Origin of the sequence: Lysinibacillus sp. FSL L8-0312, assembly GCF_038003285.1 — a bacterium.
Lineage (GTDB): Bacteria > Bacillota > Bacilli > Bacillales_A > Planococcaceae > Lysinibacillus > Lysinibacillus fusiformis_D.
On record NZ_JBBOOV010000001.1, the window covers coordinates 2889365 to 2908201 of the forward strand.

20 protein-coding genes are annotated in these 18837 nt (G+C 35.9%); 8 read left to right on the top strand and 12 right to left on the bottom strand.

Going from position 1 to position 18837, the window contains the following annotated elements:
• Positions 1–27: 27 nt before the first annotated feature.
• The 4 genes from MHI22_RS14575 to MHI22_RS14590 are packed head-to-tail and all read left to right on the top strand — an operon-like array spanning position 28 to position 4369.
• Positions 28–1047 carry an ABC transporter substrate-binding protein gene (locus MHI22_RS14575; RefSeq protein ID WP_058843878.1) on the top strand — a complete coding sequence of 340 codons (1020 nt, stop codon included), beginning with the start codon at positions 28–30 and terminating at the stop codon, positions 1045–1047.
• Positions 1034–2092, top strand: coding sequence for a FecCD family ABC transporter permease (locus tag MHI22_RS14580; protein WP_036128690.1), 1059 nt, complete (start codon positions 1034–1036; stop codon positions 2090–2092). Before MHI22_RS14575 ends, MHI22_RS14580 begins: the two co-directional genes overlap by 14 nt.
• Before the next feature lies 1 nt (position 2093).
• On the top strand, positions 2094–2870 hold the full coding sequence (locus MHI22_RS14585) for an ABC transporter ATP-binding protein (protein ID WP_340812311.1): 777 nt from the start codon (positions 2094–2096) through the stop codon (positions 2868–2870).
• Positions 2871–2914: 44 nt separating this feature from the next.
• Complete coding sequence (locus MHI22_RS14590; protein WP_101966884.1) at positions 2915–4369, top strand: MFS transporter; 1455 nt, start codon at positions 2915–2917, stop codon at positions 4367–4369.
• A gap of 120 nt (positions 4370–4489) precedes the next feature.
• Here MHI22_RS14590 and MHI22_RS14595 read toward each other — a convergent pair whose 3' ends face one another.
• Both MHI22_RS14595 and MHI22_RS14600 read right to left on the bottom strand, forming a co-directional pair.
• Positions 4490–5344: a DMT family transporter gene (locus MHI22_RS14595; RefSeq protein WP_340812314.1), complete on the bottom strand. Its 855-nt coding sequence runs from the start codon at positions 5342–5344 to the stop codon at positions 4490–4492.
• Positions 5344–6252, bottom strand: coding sequence for a DMT family transporter (locus MHI22_RS14600; RefSeq protein WP_340812316.1), 909 nt, complete (start codon positions 6250–6252; stop codon positions 5344–5346). Before MHI22_RS14600 ends, MHI22_RS14595 begins: the two co-directional genes overlap by 1 nt.
• Before the next feature lie 118 nt (positions 6253–6370).
• Here MHI22_RS14600 and MHI22_RS14605 point away from each other — a divergent pair, with 118 nt between their 5' ends.
• Positions 6371–7708 carry an aminotransferase-like domain-containing protein gene (locus MHI22_RS14605; protein WP_340812317.1) on the top strand — a complete coding sequence of 446 codons (1338 nt, stop codon included), beginning with the start codon at positions 6371–6373 and terminating at the stop codon, positions 7706–7708.
• 73 nt (positions 7709–7781) lie between these two features.
• The gene (locus tag MHI22_RS14610) at positions 7782–8027 is read left to right on the top strand and encodes a hypothetical protein (protein WP_036128699.1); all 246 of its coding nucleotides are present in this window, start codon (positions 7782–7784) and stop codon (positions 8025–8027) included.
• Between the two features lie 48 nt (positions 8028–8075).
• Here MHI22_RS14610 and MHI22_RS14615 read toward each other — a convergent pair whose 3' ends face one another.
• The 9 genes from MHI22_RS14615 to MHI22_RS14655 form a co-directional block, all read right to left on the bottom strand.
• Entirely contained in the window at positions 8076–8234 is a 159-nt protein-coding gene (locus tag MHI22_RS14615) for a DUF1540 domain-containing protein (RefSeq protein WP_004231699.1), read from the bottom strand.
• Between the two features lie 90 nt (positions 8235–8324).
• Positions 8325–9209: a helix-turn-helix transcriptional regulator gene (locus tag MHI22_RS14620; RefSeq protein ID WP_058843872.1), complete on the bottom strand. Its 885-nt coding sequence runs from the start codon at positions 9207–9209 to the stop codon at positions 8325–8327.
• A gap of 69 nt (positions 9210–9278) precedes the next feature.
• Positions 9279–10541, bottom strand: coding sequence for an erythromycin esterase family protein (locus MHI22_RS14625; RefSeq protein ID WP_340812320.1), 1263 nt, complete (start codon positions 10539–10541; stop codon positions 9279–9281).
• A gap of 20 nt (positions 10542–10561) precedes the next feature.
• Positions 10562–11299: an ABC transporter permease gene (locus MHI22_RS14630; RefSeq protein ID WP_089933701.1), complete on the bottom strand. Its 738-nt coding sequence runs from the start codon at positions 11297–11299 to the stop codon at positions 10562–10564.
• Positions 11299–12009: an ABC transporter permease gene (locus tag MHI22_RS14635; RefSeq protein ID WP_036128706.1), complete on the bottom strand. Its 711-nt coding sequence runs from the start codon at positions 12007–12009 to the stop codon at positions 11299–11301. Before MHI22_RS14635 ends, MHI22_RS14630 begins: the two co-directional genes overlap by 1 nt.
• Positions 12006–12917 carry an ABC transporter ATP-binding protein gene (locus MHI22_RS14640; RefSeq protein WP_058843870.1) on the bottom strand — a complete coding sequence of 304 codons (912 nt, stop codon included), beginning with the start codon at positions 12915–12917 and terminating at the stop codon, positions 12006–12008. Before MHI22_RS14640 ends, MHI22_RS14635 begins: the two co-directional genes overlap by 4 nt.
• Before the next feature lie 170 nt (positions 12918–13087).
• Entirely contained in the window at positions 13088–14470 is a 1383-nt protein-coding gene (locus MHI22_RS14645; protein WP_340812323.1) for a sensor histidine kinase, read from the bottom strand.
• The gene (locus MHI22_RS14650) at positions 14467–15135 is read right to left on the bottom strand and encodes a response regulator transcription factor (RefSeq protein ID WP_340812324.1); all 669 of its coding nucleotides are present in this window, start codon (positions 15133–15135) and stop codon (positions 14467–14469) included. Before MHI22_RS14650 ends, MHI22_RS14645 begins: the two co-directional genes overlap by 4 nt.
• A 279-nt stretch (positions 15136–15414) precedes the next feature.
• Positions 15415–15855 carry a VOC family protein gene (locus MHI22_RS14655; RefSeq protein ID WP_036128713.1) on the bottom strand — a complete coding sequence of 147 codons (441 nt, stop codon included), beginning with the start codon at positions 15853–15855 and terminating at the stop codon, positions 15415–15417.
• 351 nt (positions 15856–16206) lie between these two features.
• On the opposite strand from MHI22_RS14655, the gene MHI22_RS14660 reads away from it, so the two are divergent.
• A complete protein-coding gene (locus MHI22_RS14660; protein ID WP_058843867.1) occupies positions 16207–17052 on the top strand; it encodes an aldo/keto reductase in 846 nt (281 codons plus the stop codon).
• A 55-nt stretch (positions 17053–17107) separates the two neighbouring features.
• Here MHI22_RS14660 and MHI22_RS14665 read toward each other — a convergent pair whose 3' ends face one another.
• Entirely contained in the window at positions 17108–17491 is a 384-nt protein-coding gene (locus MHI22_RS14665; protein ID WP_036128717.1) for a winged helix-turn-helix transcriptional regulator, read from the bottom strand.
• Positions 17492–17600: 109 nt separating this feature from the next.
• On the opposite strand from MHI22_RS14665, the gene MHI22_RS14670 reads away from it, so the two are divergent.
• Positions 17601–18785, top strand: a complete 1185-nt coding sequence (locus tag MHI22_RS14670) for an MFS transporter (protein WP_141904202.1) — start codon at positions 17601–17603, stop codon at positions 18783–18785.
• The last annotated feature ends 52 nt before the right edge of the window (positions 18786–18837 follow it).

An 18837-nucleotide genomic window follows, 5' to 3' on the forward strand; every position in this document is an offset into this window, starting at 1 on the left:
CAAATACTAATTTTTAGGAGGATTTAAATGTTAAAAAAAACCCTTTCTCTATTAGGTTTCACACTTATATTGCTGATTTTAGGTTGTGCACAATCACAGGAAACTATTTCTGAGAAAAAAGACAATACAACTATTAATGGAAACTATCCATTAACACTAGATACCTACACTTATGAAGGACAGAAAATCTCTCAGACTATCCCCAATGCTCCCGAGAAAGTGATGGTCATCGGTTCAGCTGTCGCAGAGTTAATAGTTAAGTTTGGACAGCAAGAAAAAGTCGTTGGATTTGCATATAGTGATTTAACAAATTCAGACTACAAAGATGACATTGACAAACTACCTTTAGTTAGTGAAATGTGGCCAGCTAAGGAGGCTATCATGGCTCTAGAACCTGATTTAATCTACTCTATTGCTTCTGCATTTAGAGAAGAATTAATTGGAAGTATCCCTTCTTGGAACAACCGTGGACTGCCTGTTGTTTCTTCCACCAACTTTACAATAGGACGTAGCATAGATATTTACTTTGAGGAAATTCAAACATTTGGGAAGGTTTTTAATATAGAAGATAAAACGAACAAATATCTAACTGAACAACAAACACGCATAGATGCCATTACTTCTAAAGTTAAGGATTCTAAAGAAAAGCCTACTGTCCTATTGATAAGTGGCGCTAGAGGTAAGTATTTCTACTTCTCACCAAAATGGGCCATGATTGACGAGATGATTGAAGGTGCAGGCGCTACATATTTAGAACTTTCGAAAGAAGACTATATTGAGCTTTCAACAGAGGCAATTATTGCAGCAAATCCAGATAAAATTATCATCACAGAATTCCAAGAGCCTGATCAAGAAAAAACAAAAAATAATTTAATGAATGATAAAAAGCTTCGAACTGTAAAAGCCATTCAAAATAATGAGGTTATGGCCGTAGAATATACAGGAGCTATAAATGGTGGTATTGAGATTGCTGATTTATATGAGGAAGTAGCTGCATTTATCAACCCTGAAATAGTTAATGGAGTGAAAAAAAATGCTCAAAAGTAAATTTTCTTTTTTTACCCTACTTCTATTTTTGATAGTGCTAGTTTTCATTTCTATAATTGCTTCTGTTTCCATAGGACAAGTCAGTATACCATTTCTTGATTCTTGCAAAATTGTTTTATATCAAATTACAGGAATAAACATAGGTCATATAGATACAACTATTTCTAACATGACACTTGAAATCATATGGCAAATTCGTTTTCCCAGAGTTTTATTAGCACTATTCGTCGGGAGTGGTTTGGCACTTTGCGGTAGTGTGATGCAAGCAACCATTCAGAATCCACTTGCAGATCCTTATTTACTTGGTATCTCCTCAGGTGCTTCACTAGGTGCAACATTCTCTATCATATTAGGGTATCAGCTCAGCCTTTTTGGAGAATCAAATTTAATGATTTGGGCGTTTCTAGGTGCGTTATTGGCAACATTTCTAGTATTGCTGCTATCAAGTATTGGGGAAAAAATGTCTGTTATTAAACTTATTCTAGCCGGAACTGTTGTCAATGCACTATTTACAGCTCTATCTAATCTATTTATATATTTTGCTAAAGATGCGGAAGGTGTACGTTCAGTATCATTTTGGACAATGGGGAGTTTGTCCACTGCTGATTGGGATGACCTGCCTTTAATCGCTACTACTATTATTATTATAGCTGTATTTTTCCTCTCCCAATGGCGCATTATGAATGCAATGCTTATGGGAGATGATGCTGCTATGACATTAGGTATTAATATAAATACTTATCGGAAAGTATTTTTAGTTATTTCTGCCGCTTTGACAGGCATTATAGTTTCAACATGTGGAATTATTGGCTTTGTTGGGCTTATCATTCCACATATTGTACGCATCTTTACAGGGTCAAATCATCAACAACTACTACCTATTGTTATTTTAGTAGGGGCTATCTTTTTAATCTGGACAGATTTATTAGCAAGGTCAATCATTCCTAACAGCGAATTACCAATTGGCATCGTAACCTCATTATTAGGTGCCCCAGTATTTATGCACATGTTAATAAAAAAGAAATATGGTTTTGGGGGTAACTAATATGGAATTAGATGTAGAAAATGTTTCATTCGCAGTATCAGATGTTGAAATTATCAAAAGTATTTCGCTAAAGGTGAAAGAAGGACAATTTGTTGGCATTATTGGACCGAATGGCTGTGGAAAATCAACACTATTAAAAAACATTTATAAAGTCATAAAACCCACTAGTGGCAAGATTTTTTTAGATGATATAGATATTGTTAAATCCTCTGCCAAAGAAATCGCGAAAAAAATGGGGGTTGTTGGACAATTTAACAACTCGAATTTTGACTTTACTGTCCGTGATATGGTGATGATGGGAAGAACACCACATAAAGGAATATTAGAATCAGATACAAAAAATGATATTGAACTTGTGGATAACATATTACGAAAAGTAAACTTAGAGTATTATGCTTCAAAACATTTCTCTTATCTTTCTGGTGGTGAAAAGCAACGTGTCATTCTCGCACGTGCCTTAGCTCAAGAACCACAGTTTTTAATTTTAGATGAACCTACAAATCACCTGGATATTAAATATCAAATTCAAATTTTATCACTAGTGCAATCATTACAGATTGGTACACTAGCCGCATTGCATGATCTATCTATTGCTGCCATGTATTGTGAATATTTATATGTACTAAAAAATGGTCGCATACTAACACATGGCAAGCCTGAGAAGCTACTAACACCTTCATTAGTAAAAGAGGTTTATGAAGTTGACTGTTGTATCTATCAAAATAATGATACGAATAATATAGTCGTTGCGTATCATCCAGCTTTACCTAATCACTAAAGCTATTTTTGACTGACAACCAATCAATATAAGGAGGAGTATCTATGAATCCAATTTCATCAGAAAAATCAAGTACGTTCTATTCATATAGATGGTTGGCATTAGCGGTGATATTACTTCCAACATTATTAATCTCCTTAAATACTTACATGATACAAATTGCATTACCTTCCATTCAAAACGACTTGCATATATCCTTTTCTCACGCTCAATTACTATTTTCAGGATATTCGGTTGGGCTTGCAACTGCTCTAATAATTGGAGGTAAACTAGGCGATATTTACGGTAGAAAAAAAATATTATGGATTGGCGTATTGTTCTTTACCCTTACTGCTTTCTTAGGAGGAATACTTTCAAGCCCATTGTTATTAGTTGGGATTCGATTTGTTCAAGGCTTAGCCGCAGCCCTTATTCAGCCTCAAGTTTTATCAACAATCCAGGAAATTTTTCCGCCTAGAGAAAAAAATTTAGCTTTCGGCTTGTATGGTGCTGTCATTGGAGTAGCCTTTACCTTTGGCTTAATATTAGGGGGATTATTAGTTCAATGGAATATATTTAACGGCGGTTGGCGAACTGTATTTTTTTTCAATGTTCCAATTGGCATGCTAGTACTCCTTTTGCTCCCTTTTATACCGGAGTCAACGGATAAGAAATCCAATCATATTGATTGGATGGGTTCAATTTTATTAATGGTTAGTATATTTCTACTTATTTATCCTTTATCCGAAGTCCAACAACAAGGATGGCAAACATGGATTTTTAGCTGTCTACTGCTTTCATTTGTTGTACTTATTCTGTTCATTTATCTTGAGCGATTTAAGCAAAAACTTCAACAATCACCTCTCGTAGACCTAAGTTTATTTAAGCATCGCCCTTTTGTATTTGGCATTTGTTCTGTGCTAGCTATTTACTTAAGTATGTTTGCCTTTTTCTTTATCCTTAGTTACTTTTTACAATATGGCCTAAAGTATGATACAGGAGAAACGAGTTTAGTTTTTCTACCAATAGGAATTGGATTTTTTGTAACGTCTATTATTTCTTCAAAAATTATTAATAAGTATGGTTTTATTGTTTTAAAAATGGGTGCATTATGTATGAGTATGTGTACTTTTTTACTTGTCTTCTTTTTATGGATGGAGCAATATAATTTACTCAGAACTGATGCAATAATCCTTTTATTCGTCTATGGCCTTGGACTTGGTCTTGCTACAACACCTTTAGCAAATGCCATATTGGGTAACATTCCAAAGATTCATATGGGGGTTGCTGCTGGTCTATTTACAACCTTTATGTACTTAGCAAATTCCTTAGCAGTCGCAGGTATTAGTATACTATTTTCTTATTATTTAGGAACAAGTTTAGAGAGCGCTTCTTTGTTAAATTATATACATGCTTTTACTATAAGTTTAATTGTCATTGGACTGTTTTCTATGATAGCCTATATGATTTTGTCACTTTATCATAAAATGATTTTAAGAATAAAAATAAAGCAACAATAAATTACTATTTTGATTTATAGATTTTTCAAATAATGTATGACAAGCTCTTCATTATTTCGAGCTTGTCTACAGTCTGAAATCACCTCGTACACTATCGAGGTGATTTTTTATAACCAACGTTCACTTCTTGTTTCTTTTCGACAACAAAAGAGCACAAAGAATAATACATATCCCTATGAAATGTTTGATTAATAACGGTTCTTTCAATATCAAATATCCAAGTAGAACACCTACTACAGGAACGATATAATTACTAAAAGAGGCAAATAAAGCACCCTCACTTTTAATTAAAAGATTATAAAGCATATACACAATCCCTGCGTGGAAAATGCCTAATATAACAATGGAGACGACCTGAATCCCATTTATGCTTAATCGTAATGGTTGTTCAAGGATAAATGCCATTGGTAATAAAATCACAGTGGCAATTCCTAAAACATTTCTCATATGAACGATTGGTGAACCACCCTCTAACTTCTCCATTAAAATTAACGAAAATGCAAAGCTCAGTGCTGCTAATAGTAGCAGCACATTCCCTAATACTGTCCCTGAACCACTCACCCCTTGTATTGGCCAAGAAAGAATGATGATCCCCAAAAAGCCTAATAGAATGCTAATCGTTTGAAACGAACTAACTTTTTTATTAAAGAAAAAAACAAAGAGAACTGACGTGATAATCGGGACCATTGCTATGAGCATAGACGCAATACTACTGGATACATATTTTTGACCTTGCGCAATGAGGACGAAGGGAATCACTACTTCAAAAATGGCAATCCCAATGTATAATTTACTATTTGCTAAGTAGTTTTCTTTTTTCAAAAATAAGCCCATAATACTTAAGCAGATTGCACCGATTAAAGCTTTTAACAAAGATAAAGTGACAGCTCCCACATCATTCGTAACTAATGCTACGAAGAAAAACTGAGAGCCCCATATACAACTTATTAATAGCAAAAGGCTGTATTTTCTCATTACACTACCTGCCTCTGCCCAAAATAATTTGTTCCTATGACGCCAATAATGATGATGATTCCACCAATAAAGTGATAAAGGTGAAAGACTTCCTGTAAAAACAAAACGCCTGCAAGTATTGTAATGAGCGTAGCAAAGTTACTAAAAACACTCATTTTAGAAGCCTCTAATTTAGATAACGCATAATTGGATAAATAGGACGTACCGAGCGAGGATAATAGCCCTAAATATAAAATCGCGATGACAAAATCAACATGTGTTAATGGCTGAAAAAATTCATCGATTGTACCATTCATCAGATGATTTCCAAGAGCCACCCCATTAAAAATGACAAATCCACATAATGTCATTACATACGTTAAAATCAGTAATGAATATTGCTTTGTAAGCCTTCGTGCAAACACGTTATAAAGCGACGCAGCAAGGGCTGAAAGTAAAATAAGTCCACTGCCGATGACATTTCCTGTAGTTGCATTGGCCCCATTCATAATTAGCATGTAGATAACTCCAAGTACAGATAAACTAATGAAGACGAGCTGTCCACGAGTAGCTTTTTCCTTTAATAATAAACCTGCTAGTGCTAATGTAAAAATAGGAATCGTTGCTTGAATAATTCCAGCCTCTGAAGAGGAAATTTTAGCAAGCCCAAGCACTTGAAAAGTGAAAAAAACAATGGGATACAATATGGCTAACGGTAAAATTTTTAGTAAATCATATTTTTTTATTGTTAGCTTATTTTTCGTAAATACCATTAAAATAACAATACCGATGAAGGCAAACGTAAAGCGATGGGCTAAAATATCAGTTGGACTCGCCACCGTTAATGTAACTTTCACAAACATGAATGAAAGGCCAATGATACATGCATACGAAATCGCTGCTATATAGGCTTTTCTTTTTTCTGACATACGATAATGCTCCTTCTCAAATCATTCCGGCCGGTATAGTTATCGTATTAAAAAGAGAACCTATAGACGATATGAAAAAAACACATCTGTACCGATACAGATGTGCTGGAGGCTGTCTATGCTTAAATATGAATGGATTTATTCTCAGCTGCTGACTCAAATACAAGCAGGTACTCTTCAATCAGGGGCAAAGCTACCTTCTATCCGCCAGTTATCACAGCAATTTTCCTGTAGTAAAAGTACTATTTTAACTGCTTTAAAAAAACTTGAGGATCAGCATCTTATCTATGTATTACCGAAAAGCGGCTACTATGTTGTTGACCATCAGTTACCCTTACAACCACAGGAAAGAGATCACATAGATTTTGCTACATCTTCACCCAGTTGGCATGCTTTCCCATATCAGGATTTTCAACATTGTATAAACAAAGCTATTGATACATACCAAACAGATCTATTTAGATATGGAACACCAAAAGGCTTACCATCTTTAATAACAGAAGCGAAAAAATTATTAGCAAACTATCAAGTATTCGCAAAAGAAGAAAATATTTTTATTACTTCTGGCGTCCAGCAATCCCTGACTTTGCTAAGTATTATGCCATTTCCAAATGGTCGTTCAACCATTTTAGTGGAACAACCTAGTTACCATTTATATATGGATTATTTAAAAACCTATGGAGTTTCGGCAATCGGCATCAAAAGAACAACGGATGGCATTGATTTACATGAATTAGAAAGCATTTTTAGTAAACATGACATAAAGTTTTTTTACACGATGCCACGTCTGCACAATCCTCTAGGTACTTCTTATAGTAAAAAGACAAAAGATCTAATCCGTAAACTTGCTTATCAATATAATGTTTACATTGTTGAAGATGATTATTTGGCAGATTTCGAGCAAAATTCGAAAATAGATCCCATTTATACAGATGGTACACAGCAATATGTTATCTATTTAAAAAGCTTTTCTAAAATCATGTTTCCTGGCTTACGTATTGGACTTGCCGTTTTACCAGATGTCTTTACTGACACATTTCAGCAGTACAAAAATACCACTGATATTGATAGCTCCATGATTTCACAGGCTGCCTTAGAGCTTTACTTGAAAAGTGGTATGTTTGAACGTTATCAAAAGAAAGTCACCGAAGCTTATGCAAGCCGAGCGAATAGCCTTCAGCAATCCATAGCAACGCATTTAGCCCAATATCAGGCATCAATAGAAGTCTGTATGCATAGCCATATCGTTCTACCAAGACAGGTCAATACTCAAAAGCTTATTCAGCATTTGATGCAACACAAAATTTATCTAGATACGATTAACCGCAATTATTTAGATGCATTTGATCATGAGCGAATATTAAAGCTAAATGTGTCCAATGTGGAGGAATCTAAAATCAACGTTGGCATAAGGGAAATTGCATCAGCCCTTCAAAGTCCTAGCAATTACTTCTAAAGAAAAAAATTCATGAAACCTTATTGTAGCTCATATAATGAGACATCTTAAATTGCTTAATAAGGAGGATTCAATGCAATCTGAAAAATTGCGATTAAGGAAAATTCAGCGTCTTGCATATGAAATCATGGATGAGATGCACAAAGACAAAGACCGTACTGAATTACACAAACTCATTCCAATTATCGATAATTTATCTCGGGCCATTGGTGATTTAACAGATTCCGTTGGTAAATACTCGTTAGATTATGTGGAAGAAAAAGTGAGCAATGCACATGCACTTTTATTTAGTAAAGAAAAGGTGGATATTTTTTATTAATAAAGACAGGGAAAAAGGGTAACCATATACATGGCTACCCTTTTGGCATTAATGCGTTTCAGGTTCGAATGTTTTACAGTCTGTTTCCTCGCTGTTGGAAGCATGTTGTCCCTTTTGGCTGACAACATAAATTTTTTCGGCTGTACATTTGTTACCAGAATCCCAAAATGTGCAGTTATTGACTTCACAAAGAATTTCTTGTGCCATTGTCTCACACCTCCTCTTTGTTAGTTTTAACAAATTAGAGGTAAACAATACGTTGTTAAACAAAGTCAATCGATGATTACATTGCCTCCATTAAGCCATACTAAAGTCTAGATTAGCTGGATGGGTTGGTAAATGCTCCTGTGAAAGCATATTCGTTGTTGGAACTTTGTCATCTACCTCTTCAAATCGGAAACCATCTGCCCATACTTTCCCAGAACCAATTAATAACACACCAAAATAAATGGAGTCACCTTCTTCAGGTACGTCTAAGACAATAGAATAATGATTCCATTCAGTAGAACCTGTCACAGAACGCTGATCCATATTATCAAATTGAATAGTATCACCCGTACCATTGTCAATACGCATCCATGCACCACACTTTGTGGCATCTGCCGTCTTTAAATAGCAAGACATTTTCAAGCGCTTTCCTTTATAGTCAGTAGCCTGAAAGCCCTGCATCATCGTAGCAAATTGTCCCTGATTTGCTGATGCAGCTGTGGAATACAATACGCCTGAACGCTTCCCTGAATGAAACACCTTGTCATCTGTATGAAATTTATATAATTCTGGATTCGCTCCACTCAACATCCAACCTTTAACCTGTTCAACTGTTTCCATGTAATTTTCCTCCTCCAACATATTAAGTGATTGCATCAATTTTCGATACTTCCCTGGTGGTAATGCATAAACTTCTTTAAAGGCTCTTGTAAAAGCTTCTTGTGATTGAAACTGGAGTGTAAATGCAATGGTTAATATCGATACATTAGAGTACATCAAATAACTCGCAGCCATGGCTAGTCGACGTATACGAATATATTCACCAATCGTAATCCCCGTTTCCTGCTTAAAAATACGACTTAGATGGAACTTCGAGTAGCCAGCATTATTAGGAAGACGTTCAAGTGAAATTTCTTCCATCAATTGCTCCTCGATATAGGCAATCGTTCTTTGTGTTGCCTGACTATACTCCATGTTACTCACCTCATCTTTATTATATTGAAGAAGGAAAGAGATTTTTTGATGGAAGTTGCTAAATTTAACTTAATCAATTATTTTTGTTGGTGTTGCTTCTTGCACAACAATGAGACCATCATAAGCCTCTTCAGGTGTCATTTTAATGGTATACAGCATTTGTGTTAGCTTATACCACGGACGGAAATCATCACCGATATTGCCCATTCTTTGCTTTTGGGAAAGGATATCTGCCAGCTCCTTCGATTGTTTGGCAGTTTCAAAATCCACATAAAAGATGTTGCTATCGATGTCACTAAAAGCATCCACTAACACATTATGATGTTCAATTGAATATTCCTTTCGTTCACCAGAGCCGTTTTGTGCTTGAAATGTATTATTGACAAAGTCTGTGCCAATCGCAAAATAGTGTTCTTTATATTGCTCATTTAAGTATTGTCCCATTGATTGATAGCCTGCCATCGAAGCAGAGGTTTTCTCAATATGACCGTTATGAGCAGACATTAACACTTTATCATGCCCTTGCGTTGCTTCGTACTCCACAATCCATTGTAAATTTTCAGCCAAATATTCATCCCGTAAATTCATATAGTTTCCATCATTTACAAATAATTGCGTACGTTGCTTCATAATTTGTGCATATTGAGCAGCAAAGGAGAAGGCATCCTTTGATGATTTTTTCTCATATATCGCCTTGTTTGATTGTAAATCGTTGATGATTGTATCAATCGTTTTATCAAGCTCTATTAGCTGATTATTCGATAAATCTCTCATCGTTTTGTTGGAAACATGCTCTAGCTCAGTCGTAAATTTCTTAGCATTGTCAGCATGTACCTGTGCATAATAATCAAGCAATCCCTTTTTGCTATAATCATAGCGTTGCATATCATTTCCGTAAAAATAAATTTTATCTTGTTCATCGACTGTTAAGTTATAATCATGCATCCATTGAACAAGTTCAATCATTTGTTCTGTTTTATAAATGCCATAATCAAGAGCCTTTATAGCTTCCTCCGCCGTTCCAACACCGTTTAAAATAAATTGATTAATCTGCTGGGCTCCACCAAAATCTCCTTCTAAGACAAAAACATGGACATTTTCATTCTTAATCATCGCTTTAAATAGGTCTTTTTTTAATGTTTGAAATTCGATATTGCCATGTGTTGCTTCTCCAAACCCAATAATTTTTACATCATCAGGGATATTGATATCTTTTATTTCACTAGTATACTGCGAGACATCTTTTATAGACTCCCCCTGCCCACATCCAGCTAAAGCTACTAATAGCATTGATGCAGTTAAAAATCGGAAGCTTCGTTTCACTATTCTCATGTCAATTCTCCTTTAAGGTGTTAAATGGCTTTTCGTTGGAAATAGTAATATCCTCCGAGGAAAAATAGGATGAACCCACCACCTACTACTGTTAATAATTGCTCCCATGGCACAAAGAATACATCGTCTGTCTTGCCACCTATGTACATCATTGAAAAAGGCTGTGCCCAGGGATAATATGGACCAATTCGTTCAGAGTTCACCGCTAAAATTGATGGCAACGTAAATATGACATTGACAGCAAATGGAGCAGCAAAGCTTTTAAACATTATGGATAACCATAATTGAAGGGCCACTAAAGGCAATGTTGCTACCCATCCTCCAACAATACTTTTCCATACGATTCCCATTGGAAAAGGATCTGTATAGCCCTTCAGCATACCTACAGCAAAGATGGAGCCTAAATACAAGAGCTGCATCGCTAGAACAAGCAGCATAATTAACACATATTTTGCTACAAATACTTTCCCTCTCGTTACCGGTAATGCTAAAAGCTGCTTCCATCCGCCAGACTGATGTTCATATCTACAGATGAGACTCGCAAAAACGCCCGTAATAAGAGGTAAAAATAATAATGCGTATGTTAAATTCATTGAAAATAAGGCAATATACCATTCATTTATTTCCAGTCCCTGCATATTGTCCTCTAAATTTGCTGATAGTCCAATGAAAAGCCCAATCATGGGCCCCGCCAAAATAATAGGTACCATTTTTGATTTACGCAATTTAAACCATTCAGCTTGCAGTAAAGCGTTCATTATTTCACGTCCCTTCTTGCAAAATCGACCATGCCAGCAATATAGAGTAAAATACCAATCCCTACACCTAGCATGACATTGATTATCGGCTCATCCCAGTGGTTCATCAATGATGGCCATTTCCATATCATCCAGTCAGGTAGAACATAGGAGGAATAAGCAAATATCACCCCAAAAATGCCTACTGTAATAGGAATTCCTTGATTATGGCTTACACTCGCAATCCACAATTGAAGTGCCAAAATAGGCAATGCTGCAAGCGCAGGGAAGTAACTAAATTTAACTAACTCCATATAAGGAATAGATTCACCTAGATTTAAAAACAGCCCATAACTCAGCGTAAAAATCATGAGTAGTGTTGAAGACAAAAATAGTAGAATAGCTAACACAGTATATTTAGATAAATACACAGTTAATTTGGATACAGGTAATGCGATAAGCTGCTTCCAAGCGTTAGTCTCGTTTTCAATACTCGCCATGAAGGACGTTAAAATGGCAATGCCCAACACAATGGCAAGCGGTGTAAATGAATGAACATTTAGTAAATAATAGCCCCAATCATCTTCACTTTGCTGTAAGAGGTAATCCTTTCTTACTCCATAATTGACCATTTGTAGAGCGACAACACCTAAGGGACCTAAGAGCGTTAAAAACCATAATCCTTTGCGTTTGATTTTTAAAAAATCAGCAGTTAACAGCTTGCCCATCATATCGCCTGCTCTCCCATCGTCATTTGCAGGAATATATCCTCCAATGAGCGTTTCTCTTCCTCCACTCGGAATACTGAAATACCCTCCTGAACAAGAACATGGACAATATGAGCAACTTTTTCATCTGAGCATTCCTCTAATAAAATAACCCCATCTTGATAATCTGCTTTAATGCCATGGGCTAATAGAGAGCGCCATCCTTTTTCACCATTGTTCACTTTAAATAGAATCTTTGGTTGAGCAAACCTACGCATCGCCTCAATAGAATCTTGGAAAATCAATTTCCCCTTAGAAACAATCCCTACTTGAGTCGCCATTTGATCGATCTCTGATAATAAATGGCTGGAAATAATAATAGTCATGCCGTATTCCTTTGGTAGCCTTTTAATTAAATTACGAATTTCAATAATTCCTGAAGGATCCAGACCATTCGTTGGTTCATCTAAAATAAGTAATTCAGGATTATGCAGTAGAGAAGCAGCAATACCTAGACGTTGCTTCATCCCTAACGAAAAGCCCTTTACCTTTTTATTAGCAGCTTCCTTCAAACGGACAATTTCGAGAACTTCATCGATTCGAGATTTCGGTACACCTACTATTTTTCTTAGTGCCTCCAAATTCTCGTATGCTGTTAAATGTGGGTAGTAGGAAGGATTCTCTACTAATGAACCTACATTGGCTAAGATTTGAATACGCTCCTTCGTAATGTCTTTTTGAAAAATTTTAATGGTACCTGTGGAAGGCTTCATTAAACCAAGAAGCATACGAATCGTAGTCGTTTTCCCTGCTCCATTTGGCCCTAAAAATCCGTATATTTCACCTTTTTGTATTTGTAAATTCATATTTGATACAGCTTGCTCTTTCCCAAAGTGTTTTGATAAGTTTTGTGTTTGTACGATATATTCCAATGTTCTCACCTCATTTACTATCATAAGAAGAAAAGGTTAAAAACAGGTATGGACCAAGTTTAAATTTTGTTTAAAAAACTTCTACTCTTTTTATAAGAGCCTTTCTTTTTCTGCTGCTATGCTTTCGATACAAAAAATTGTTGCATCAACATAAAAAAATCTGCGAGCTTTTACTTCCCAAGCTTCGCAGATTGAATCACATTTTTTATAATAATTTTTGTGCCCGAGTGATTGGAGTTTATGTCCCATTCTAAACCCATACCCTTTACCATTACATCAACAATGGATAAACCAATTCCTGCCCCCTTAGCATTCGATTCATTTTTCATCCCTTGACCATGGTCCTCAATCAGAAATGCTCTGTAGCTCTCCGTTGATTCCGTTGTCACCTTTATATATTTCCCACTGTTAGCGTGACGCAATACATTTTGGAATATATTATCAAATATTCGTCCTAACCATAATGGATCAACACGCCATTCATTAGGTTCAAATGCTTGCAGTTCAATGTCGATCGTAAAACCTTCTCGCTCAAAAACTGGATACCAGGTTGTTAGATGTTCCCGCACAAACCGAATAACATTGATGTTTTTCGGTTCGAAATTATATTTACTTGCCATTAACAATGTATAGGACATTAGATTTTCGATTAAAGCATCAATATTCACTATCGATGTTTCCATTGCCTTCAAAGCTTGTTTGCCTTCCTCTGACAAGGTTTCTTTGCTAATCGTATAGGACTGGGCTCTTACTTTTGTTAACGGTGTCCGTAAATCATGTGATAAATTGGCAATCAGTTCCCGTCTTAGCTGTTCTTCCTTCTGTTGACGCTGTTTACTATCTCTCAGCTCGCAAACCATTCTGTTAAAGCTATGCTCTAATTGCCCAATTTCATCCCGCTTTTTCACATGAATCTCAATAGGTAGACCGTCTACATCACGTATCTCCATGGCCTCTTGGAGATGTAATAATCTTTTTCGGATTCCTTTGAAAAATAAAAGCGAAACGACAATAAAAAATAAAATAACGGCAATTACACCAAAAAGTAAGAAGCTACCATAGTTATCATAGACCTTAATAAGCGGTGGATTAAAGGCTTCCCTTGAAATCTCTAATACAATAAAGCCATTTGATACATCACCGCCTACGAAAGCCATAACAGTAAATGGATTACCTCCATAGCGTTCCTTTATAAATTGAGTTGTATAGGCTGGTGTCCATTTTGTTGGTAACTGCTCCTTCACATTGACAGAAGTCAGGAGATTGCCCTCTTCACTTACCCAAAACATAGAGGCTGTAGGATATTGCTCTTGCCATTTTTGAAAAAACTCGGCAACAGTATGATCTGAAGCTTGTTTTATGCTGTTGGCCTCTGTATGCCATTGCTCCTCGATTTCACTTTCCAGAAGAACATCACTTGAAAATTCTCCAGACGCTGTTTTTGTAATGCCTAACACGAAAATCGCAACACCCAGATAGGATATTTGCACAATTGATATGGCTAATAAAATAATTAGCATATATTTTGCTAATAGTGATCGGAAAAATTTCATAGTTTCACCCTATAGCCTATACCTCGAATTGTTTCGATAATCAGAGGCTTTGCAGGATTTACTTCAATCTTTTCTCTTAAGTAACGGATATGTACCATCAATGTTTTATCACCTTCTATATAACTCTCACCCCAAACACCCTCATAGAGTTGTTCCTTCGTTAAAATTTGATTGAGGTGACGTATAAAATACTGCAATAAATAAAATTGTTTACCAGTCAAAAGAATTTCTTCTTCATCCAATGTATTGATAATTCGCATATCTTTCGTATAAATTTTTAGGTGCTGCAATGCTAGGACATCATCATTTTTTTGATATCTTCTCAGTAATACTTCAAGCCTTGCTACTAGTTCATCGGGGTGGAATGGCTTTGTTACATAATCATCAGCGAAGTGGAGCCCTTCAATTTTATCCTCAATAGCCGTTCGAGCTGATAACATTAATATTGGTAAGTCCTTATTTTCTCGTTTAATTCTTTTGCCAATGGAGAAACCATCTAAGCCAGGTAGCATCACATCCAATATAGCAATATCCTTTGAGACAATATGTTGCTCAAGATCTTCTCCAGACTCTAACCAGGTTACTTCATAGCCTCTTTCAGTTAATTCCTTACTGACCCATTGCCCTATTTCTTTTTCATCTTCTATGTACAATATACGAATCAATGGTCACCCTCCTTATTACTAATTAAAAATTATATTAAAATACCATATTTTGCATTATACATTTAATTAGAAATTAAAAACAATATAAATCCCATACATGGTTATTATAGGGTAAAATCTTATTAATTGTGGGAATAGGCAGGTATACATACAAAATCCTACTGCCCTGTGGATGAAAAGATTCTTTACTTGTCTAAAGCTGCTCAAAACTTAGGTTATTTAACAGTTCATGCAAAAGAGAGCAAACTAATGTTTCTAGTTTGCTCTCTTTTTGGATTATTATTGAATAATCAGCATATCATTTTCATCAAACTGCCACATGTCACCATAGGCTACTTCCCAGTAGTAGCCATTTGGATCTTGGAAATAGCCACTATAGCCTCCCCAAAACACAGTTTCTGGCTCTTTCACAATTGTCGCTCCAGCCTCTTTTGCTAATGCAAATACACGATCTACTTCTTCTTTTGTTTTACCATTATAGGCAAGTGTAATTCCGCCAAAGCCACGGCTAATTTCTGGTGGGTTGGCTTCATTGATATCTTTGACTAAGCGTTCAATTGGAAAAAGCGATATTTTCGTTCCTCCATTATTAAAGAACATCACATCTGGATTCGTTTCGTCTCCGTACACGACTACCTCAAAGCCAAGCCCCTCTCGATAAAATGCTAGTGATTTCACCATATCTATAACACCTAATGTGATTAAATTTAACCGATTCATCTTCCAATTCCCCTTTATAAAGTTTTACTATTTTTAATTTAAATTCGCTATCCAACAAAAATTCCCTTTATTACAGAAAAAAAGTCATTCGTTTACTTCAGTCCAAATACTCTTTGTACAGGCAATTGTCATTCCATAGCGCCCCATATTTTTCTGATTAGAAGATGCGTGACCAATTAGGGGCTTACCATTTTGTTTAATAGCAAAATTTTTTATTCCTCTAACCATTGTCAGCTCACAAAAGTTACCTCGACGTTTCTATGAAACAAAAATGTGCGTACTTTTTTTCACCTTATCGAAACATCATAATGAAAAAGCAATCAAGCAAACTCACATATTGGAGGAATAAAAATGATTACTCATTTACAAGATACAATCACATTAAATAATGGCTTACAAATGCCTGGTATGGGTTTAGGTGTTTTCCAAGTAGCGAATGGCGCTACTGCAGAAATGGTCAAAAACGCCATCGAGGTCGGCTATCGAAGCATCGATACAGCTGCTATTTATGGCAATGAAGAAGGTGTAGGAGAAGGTATTAAACAGGCACTAACATCCACTAGTTTACAACGTGAAGACCTGTTTATTACATCAAAAGTGTGGAACGATGGATTAAGCTATGAGGAAACTATTACAGCCTATGAAAAGAGTTTAGAAAAACTGGGTTTAGATTATCTAGATCTTTATCTTATTCATTGGCCAGGTAAAGATAAATATACTGACTCTTGGAAGGCTCTAGAAGACTTATATGATCAAGGTAAGATAAAAGCAATTGGCGTATGTAATTTCACAGCCTCACACTTGCAAAACTTACTATCATTTGCTCGCATTAAGCCTGTTATCAATCAAGTGGAATTTCATCCACGCTTACAGCAAGCTGAGCTTCATTCATTCTGTAATAACCACCAAATTCAACTGGAGGCTTGGGCACCTTTAATGCAAGGTGGGCTTCTTGAAGATGAAACGATTTCGAAAATCGCAATAAAATATGGAAAATCTAATGCTCAAGTTATTTTGCGCTGGGATGTACAAAACGGCATTATTGCGATTCCAAAATCTGTGCGTCGAGAACGCATGCTACAAAATGCTGATATCTTCGACTTCCTTCTAACAGACGAAGAAATGGCTACAATCAATGCGATGAATCTTGAACAGCGTGTCGGACCGAATCCAAATGAATTCGACTTTGCTCTATAAGCATAAAAAGAGGAAAAGAGACTGTCTTACATGTGACAGTCTCTTTCTCCCCTCATTACGATGTTTGCTGCATTGCGATATCTTCATCACGTTGTTTTAACAGTACATCTTCACCTTTATCCTGTAATAATTCAACATGCTTTTCGCCCCAAGTGCAAAGCATGTTCAGAATAGGTTCCATCCCTTGTCCATAGGTCGTTAATGAATATTCGACTTTTGGTGGTACTTGATTGAAGACCTTTCGATGAATTAATCCAGCCTGCTCTAACTCTCTTAATTGACTTGTAAGCATTTTTTGAGAAATACCCGGAATTAATCGGCGAAACTCATTTGTTCGAATTTTACCATGGTGGTTTAAATGACAAAGAATGACTGGTTTCCATTTACCGCCGATAACTTCAAGCGTAGCTTCAACACCAATATTATAAACTTTTTGCATTGTGACCCCCTGTAATATTCAAAAGTAACTAAAAGTACCGTACATATCTTTTAGGTATGTATGAATAGTACTACACACAATAAAAAAAATCAAAGGAGATTTTAATAGTATGTCAAAATCAAAAGAGTCAAGTGCTAAATTAACCTTACTAGCTCTTGCAATCAGTGCATTCGGTATAGGTTCCACTGAATTTATCAGCGTTGGACTTCTACCATTAATTACAGATGACTTTGGTATCTCTCTAAGCACAGCTGGCTTAACCGTTTCTATATATGCACTAGGGGTAACTGTTGGAGCTCCATTATTAACAGCCTTAACATCACGCCTTAGTCGAAAAACCGTATTATTGCTTGTCATGACCATCTTTATAGTAGGTAACTTAGCAGTCGCTTTAGCACCTAATTTCTCTTTATTATTAATCGGACGTATTATTTCAGCATTAGCACACGGTGTGTTTATGTCCATCGCTTCCGTTATAGCGGCTGATGTAGTGGAACCAAATAAACGAGCCAGTGCTATTGCCTTTATGTTTACAGGCTTAACTTTGGCTACTGTAACAGGTGTTCCACTTGGTACATTTATTGGTCAAGTAACAGACTGGCGGATGTCGTTCATCTTTATCGTCGTCATTGGGATTATCGGTTTAATTAGTAATGCGATCTTAGTACCTAACCAATTGTCGAAAGGCAATCCTATCTCTATTCGTGATATTGGCAAAGTATTAGGCAATATTCGCATGATTTTAATATTGTTCATTACCGCAATTGGATACGGTGGTGCCTTTGTTGTCTACACATATATTTCACCTATTTTAGAGCAATATATGGGGTATTCTCCTCATGCAGTAGTCATTATTTTAGTGGTCTATGGTATTTGCGTTGCGATCGGTAATACATTAGGTGGTCATTTTGCTAATCATAATCCGCTACGTTCTATCTTTATTATTTTTGTAGGACTTGCCTTGGCGTTGCTCGGCATTGGCTTCATGCTCGAATCACCTATTATCGGATTAATCATGGTATTAGTAATGGGCTTATTTATGTTTATGAATGTCCCAGGATTGCAGCTATATGCTGTTCTACTGTCTGAAAAATATGTACCATCAGCTATTTCTATGGCCTCAGCATTAAATATTTCTGCCTTCAACATTGGTATATTTTTAGGGTCCTATATTGGGGGCTTTATTATTCACCATCAATCATTAGCGCATACTCCCTTGTATGGATTTTTAATGGTTATGCTGGCAGCAATTGTTACATTAGTCTGGTACATTTTCGATAATAAAAAACAATAGGAAGTCAAATTTCATTTTGTATAAAAAAGTAGTAGAGAATGTGTATTGTTTG

What these genes read in the sequence shown, in the direction of transcription:
- MHI22_RS14585 (WP_340812311.1), top strand. Translation starts at nt 2,094, where the DNA reads ATGGAATTAGATGTAGAAAATGTTTCATTCGCAGTATCAGATGTTGAA.
- MHI22_RS14580 (WP_036128690.1), top strand. Translation starts at nt 1,034, where the DNA reads ATGCTCAAAAGTAAATTTTCTTTTTTTACCCTACTTCTATTTTTGATA.
- MHI22_RS14665 (WP_036128717.1), bottom strand. Translation starts at nt 17,491, where the DNA reads ATGCAAAAAGTTTATAATATTGGTGTTGAAGCTACGCTTGAAGTTATC.
- MHI22_RS14630 (WP_089933701.1), bottom strand. Translation starts at nt 11,299, where the DNA reads ATGAACGCTTTACTGCAAGCTGAATGGTTTAAATTGCGTAAATCAAAA.
- MHI22_RS14575 (WP_058843878.1), top strand. Translation starts at nt 28, where the DNA reads ATGTTAAAAAAAACCCTTTCTCTATTAGGTTTCACACTTATATTGCTG.
- MHI22_RS14625 (WP_340812320.1), bottom strand. Translation starts at nt 10,541, where the DNA reads ATGAGAATAGTGAAACGAAGCTTCCGATTTTTAACTGCATCAATGCTA.
- MHI22_RS14605 (WP_340812317.1), top strand. Translation starts at nt 6,371, where the DNA reads ATGCTTAAATATGAATGGATTTATTCTCAGCTGCTGACTCAAATACAA.
- MHI22_RS14655 (WP_036128713.1), bottom strand. Translation starts at nt 15,855, where the DNA reads ATGAATCGGTTAAATTTAATCACATTAGGTGTTATAGATATGGTGAAA.
- MHI22_RS14660 (WP_058843867.1), top strand. Translation starts at nt 16,207, where the DNA reads ATGATTACTCATTTACAAGATACAATCACATTAAATAATGGCTTACAA.
- MHI22_RS14600 (WP_340812316.1), bottom strand. Translation starts at nt 6,252, where the DNA reads ATGTCAGAAAAAAGAAAAGCCTATATAGCAGCGATTTCGTATGCATGT.
- MHI22_RS14595 (WP_340812314.1), bottom strand. Translation starts at nt 5,344, where the DNA reads ATGAGAAAATACAGCCTTTTGCTATTAATAAGTTGTATATGGGGCTCT.
- MHI22_RS14620 (WP_058843872.1), bottom strand. Translation starts at nt 9,209, where the DNA reads ATGGAGTATAGTCAGGCAACACAAAGAACGATTGCCTATATCGAGGAG.
- MHI22_RS14645 (WP_340812323.1), bottom strand. Translation starts at nt 14,470, where the DNA reads ATGAAATTTTTCCGATCACTATTAGCAAAATATATGCTAATTATTTTA.
- MHI22_RS14615 (WP_004231699.1), bottom strand. Translation starts at nt 8,234, where the DNA reads ATGGCACAAGAAATTCTTTGTGAAGTCAATAACTGCACATTTTGGGAT.
- MHI22_RS14670 (WP_141904202.1), top strand. Translation starts at nt 17,601, where the DNA reads ATGTCAAAATCAAAAGAGTCAAGTGCTAAATTAACCTTACTAGCTCTT.
- MHI22_RS14590 (WP_101966884.1), top strand. Translation starts at nt 2,915, where the DNA reads ATGAATCCAATTTCATCAGAAAAATCAAGTACGTTCTATTCATATAGA.
- MHI22_RS14635 (WP_036128706.1), bottom strand. Translation starts at nt 12,009, where the DNA reads ATGATGGGCAAGCTGTTAACTGCTGATTTTTTAAAAATCAAACGCAAA.
- MHI22_RS14610 (WP_036128699.1), top strand. Translation starts at nt 7,782, where the DNA reads ATGCAATCTGAAAAATTGCGATTAAGGAAAATTCAGCGTCTTGCATAT.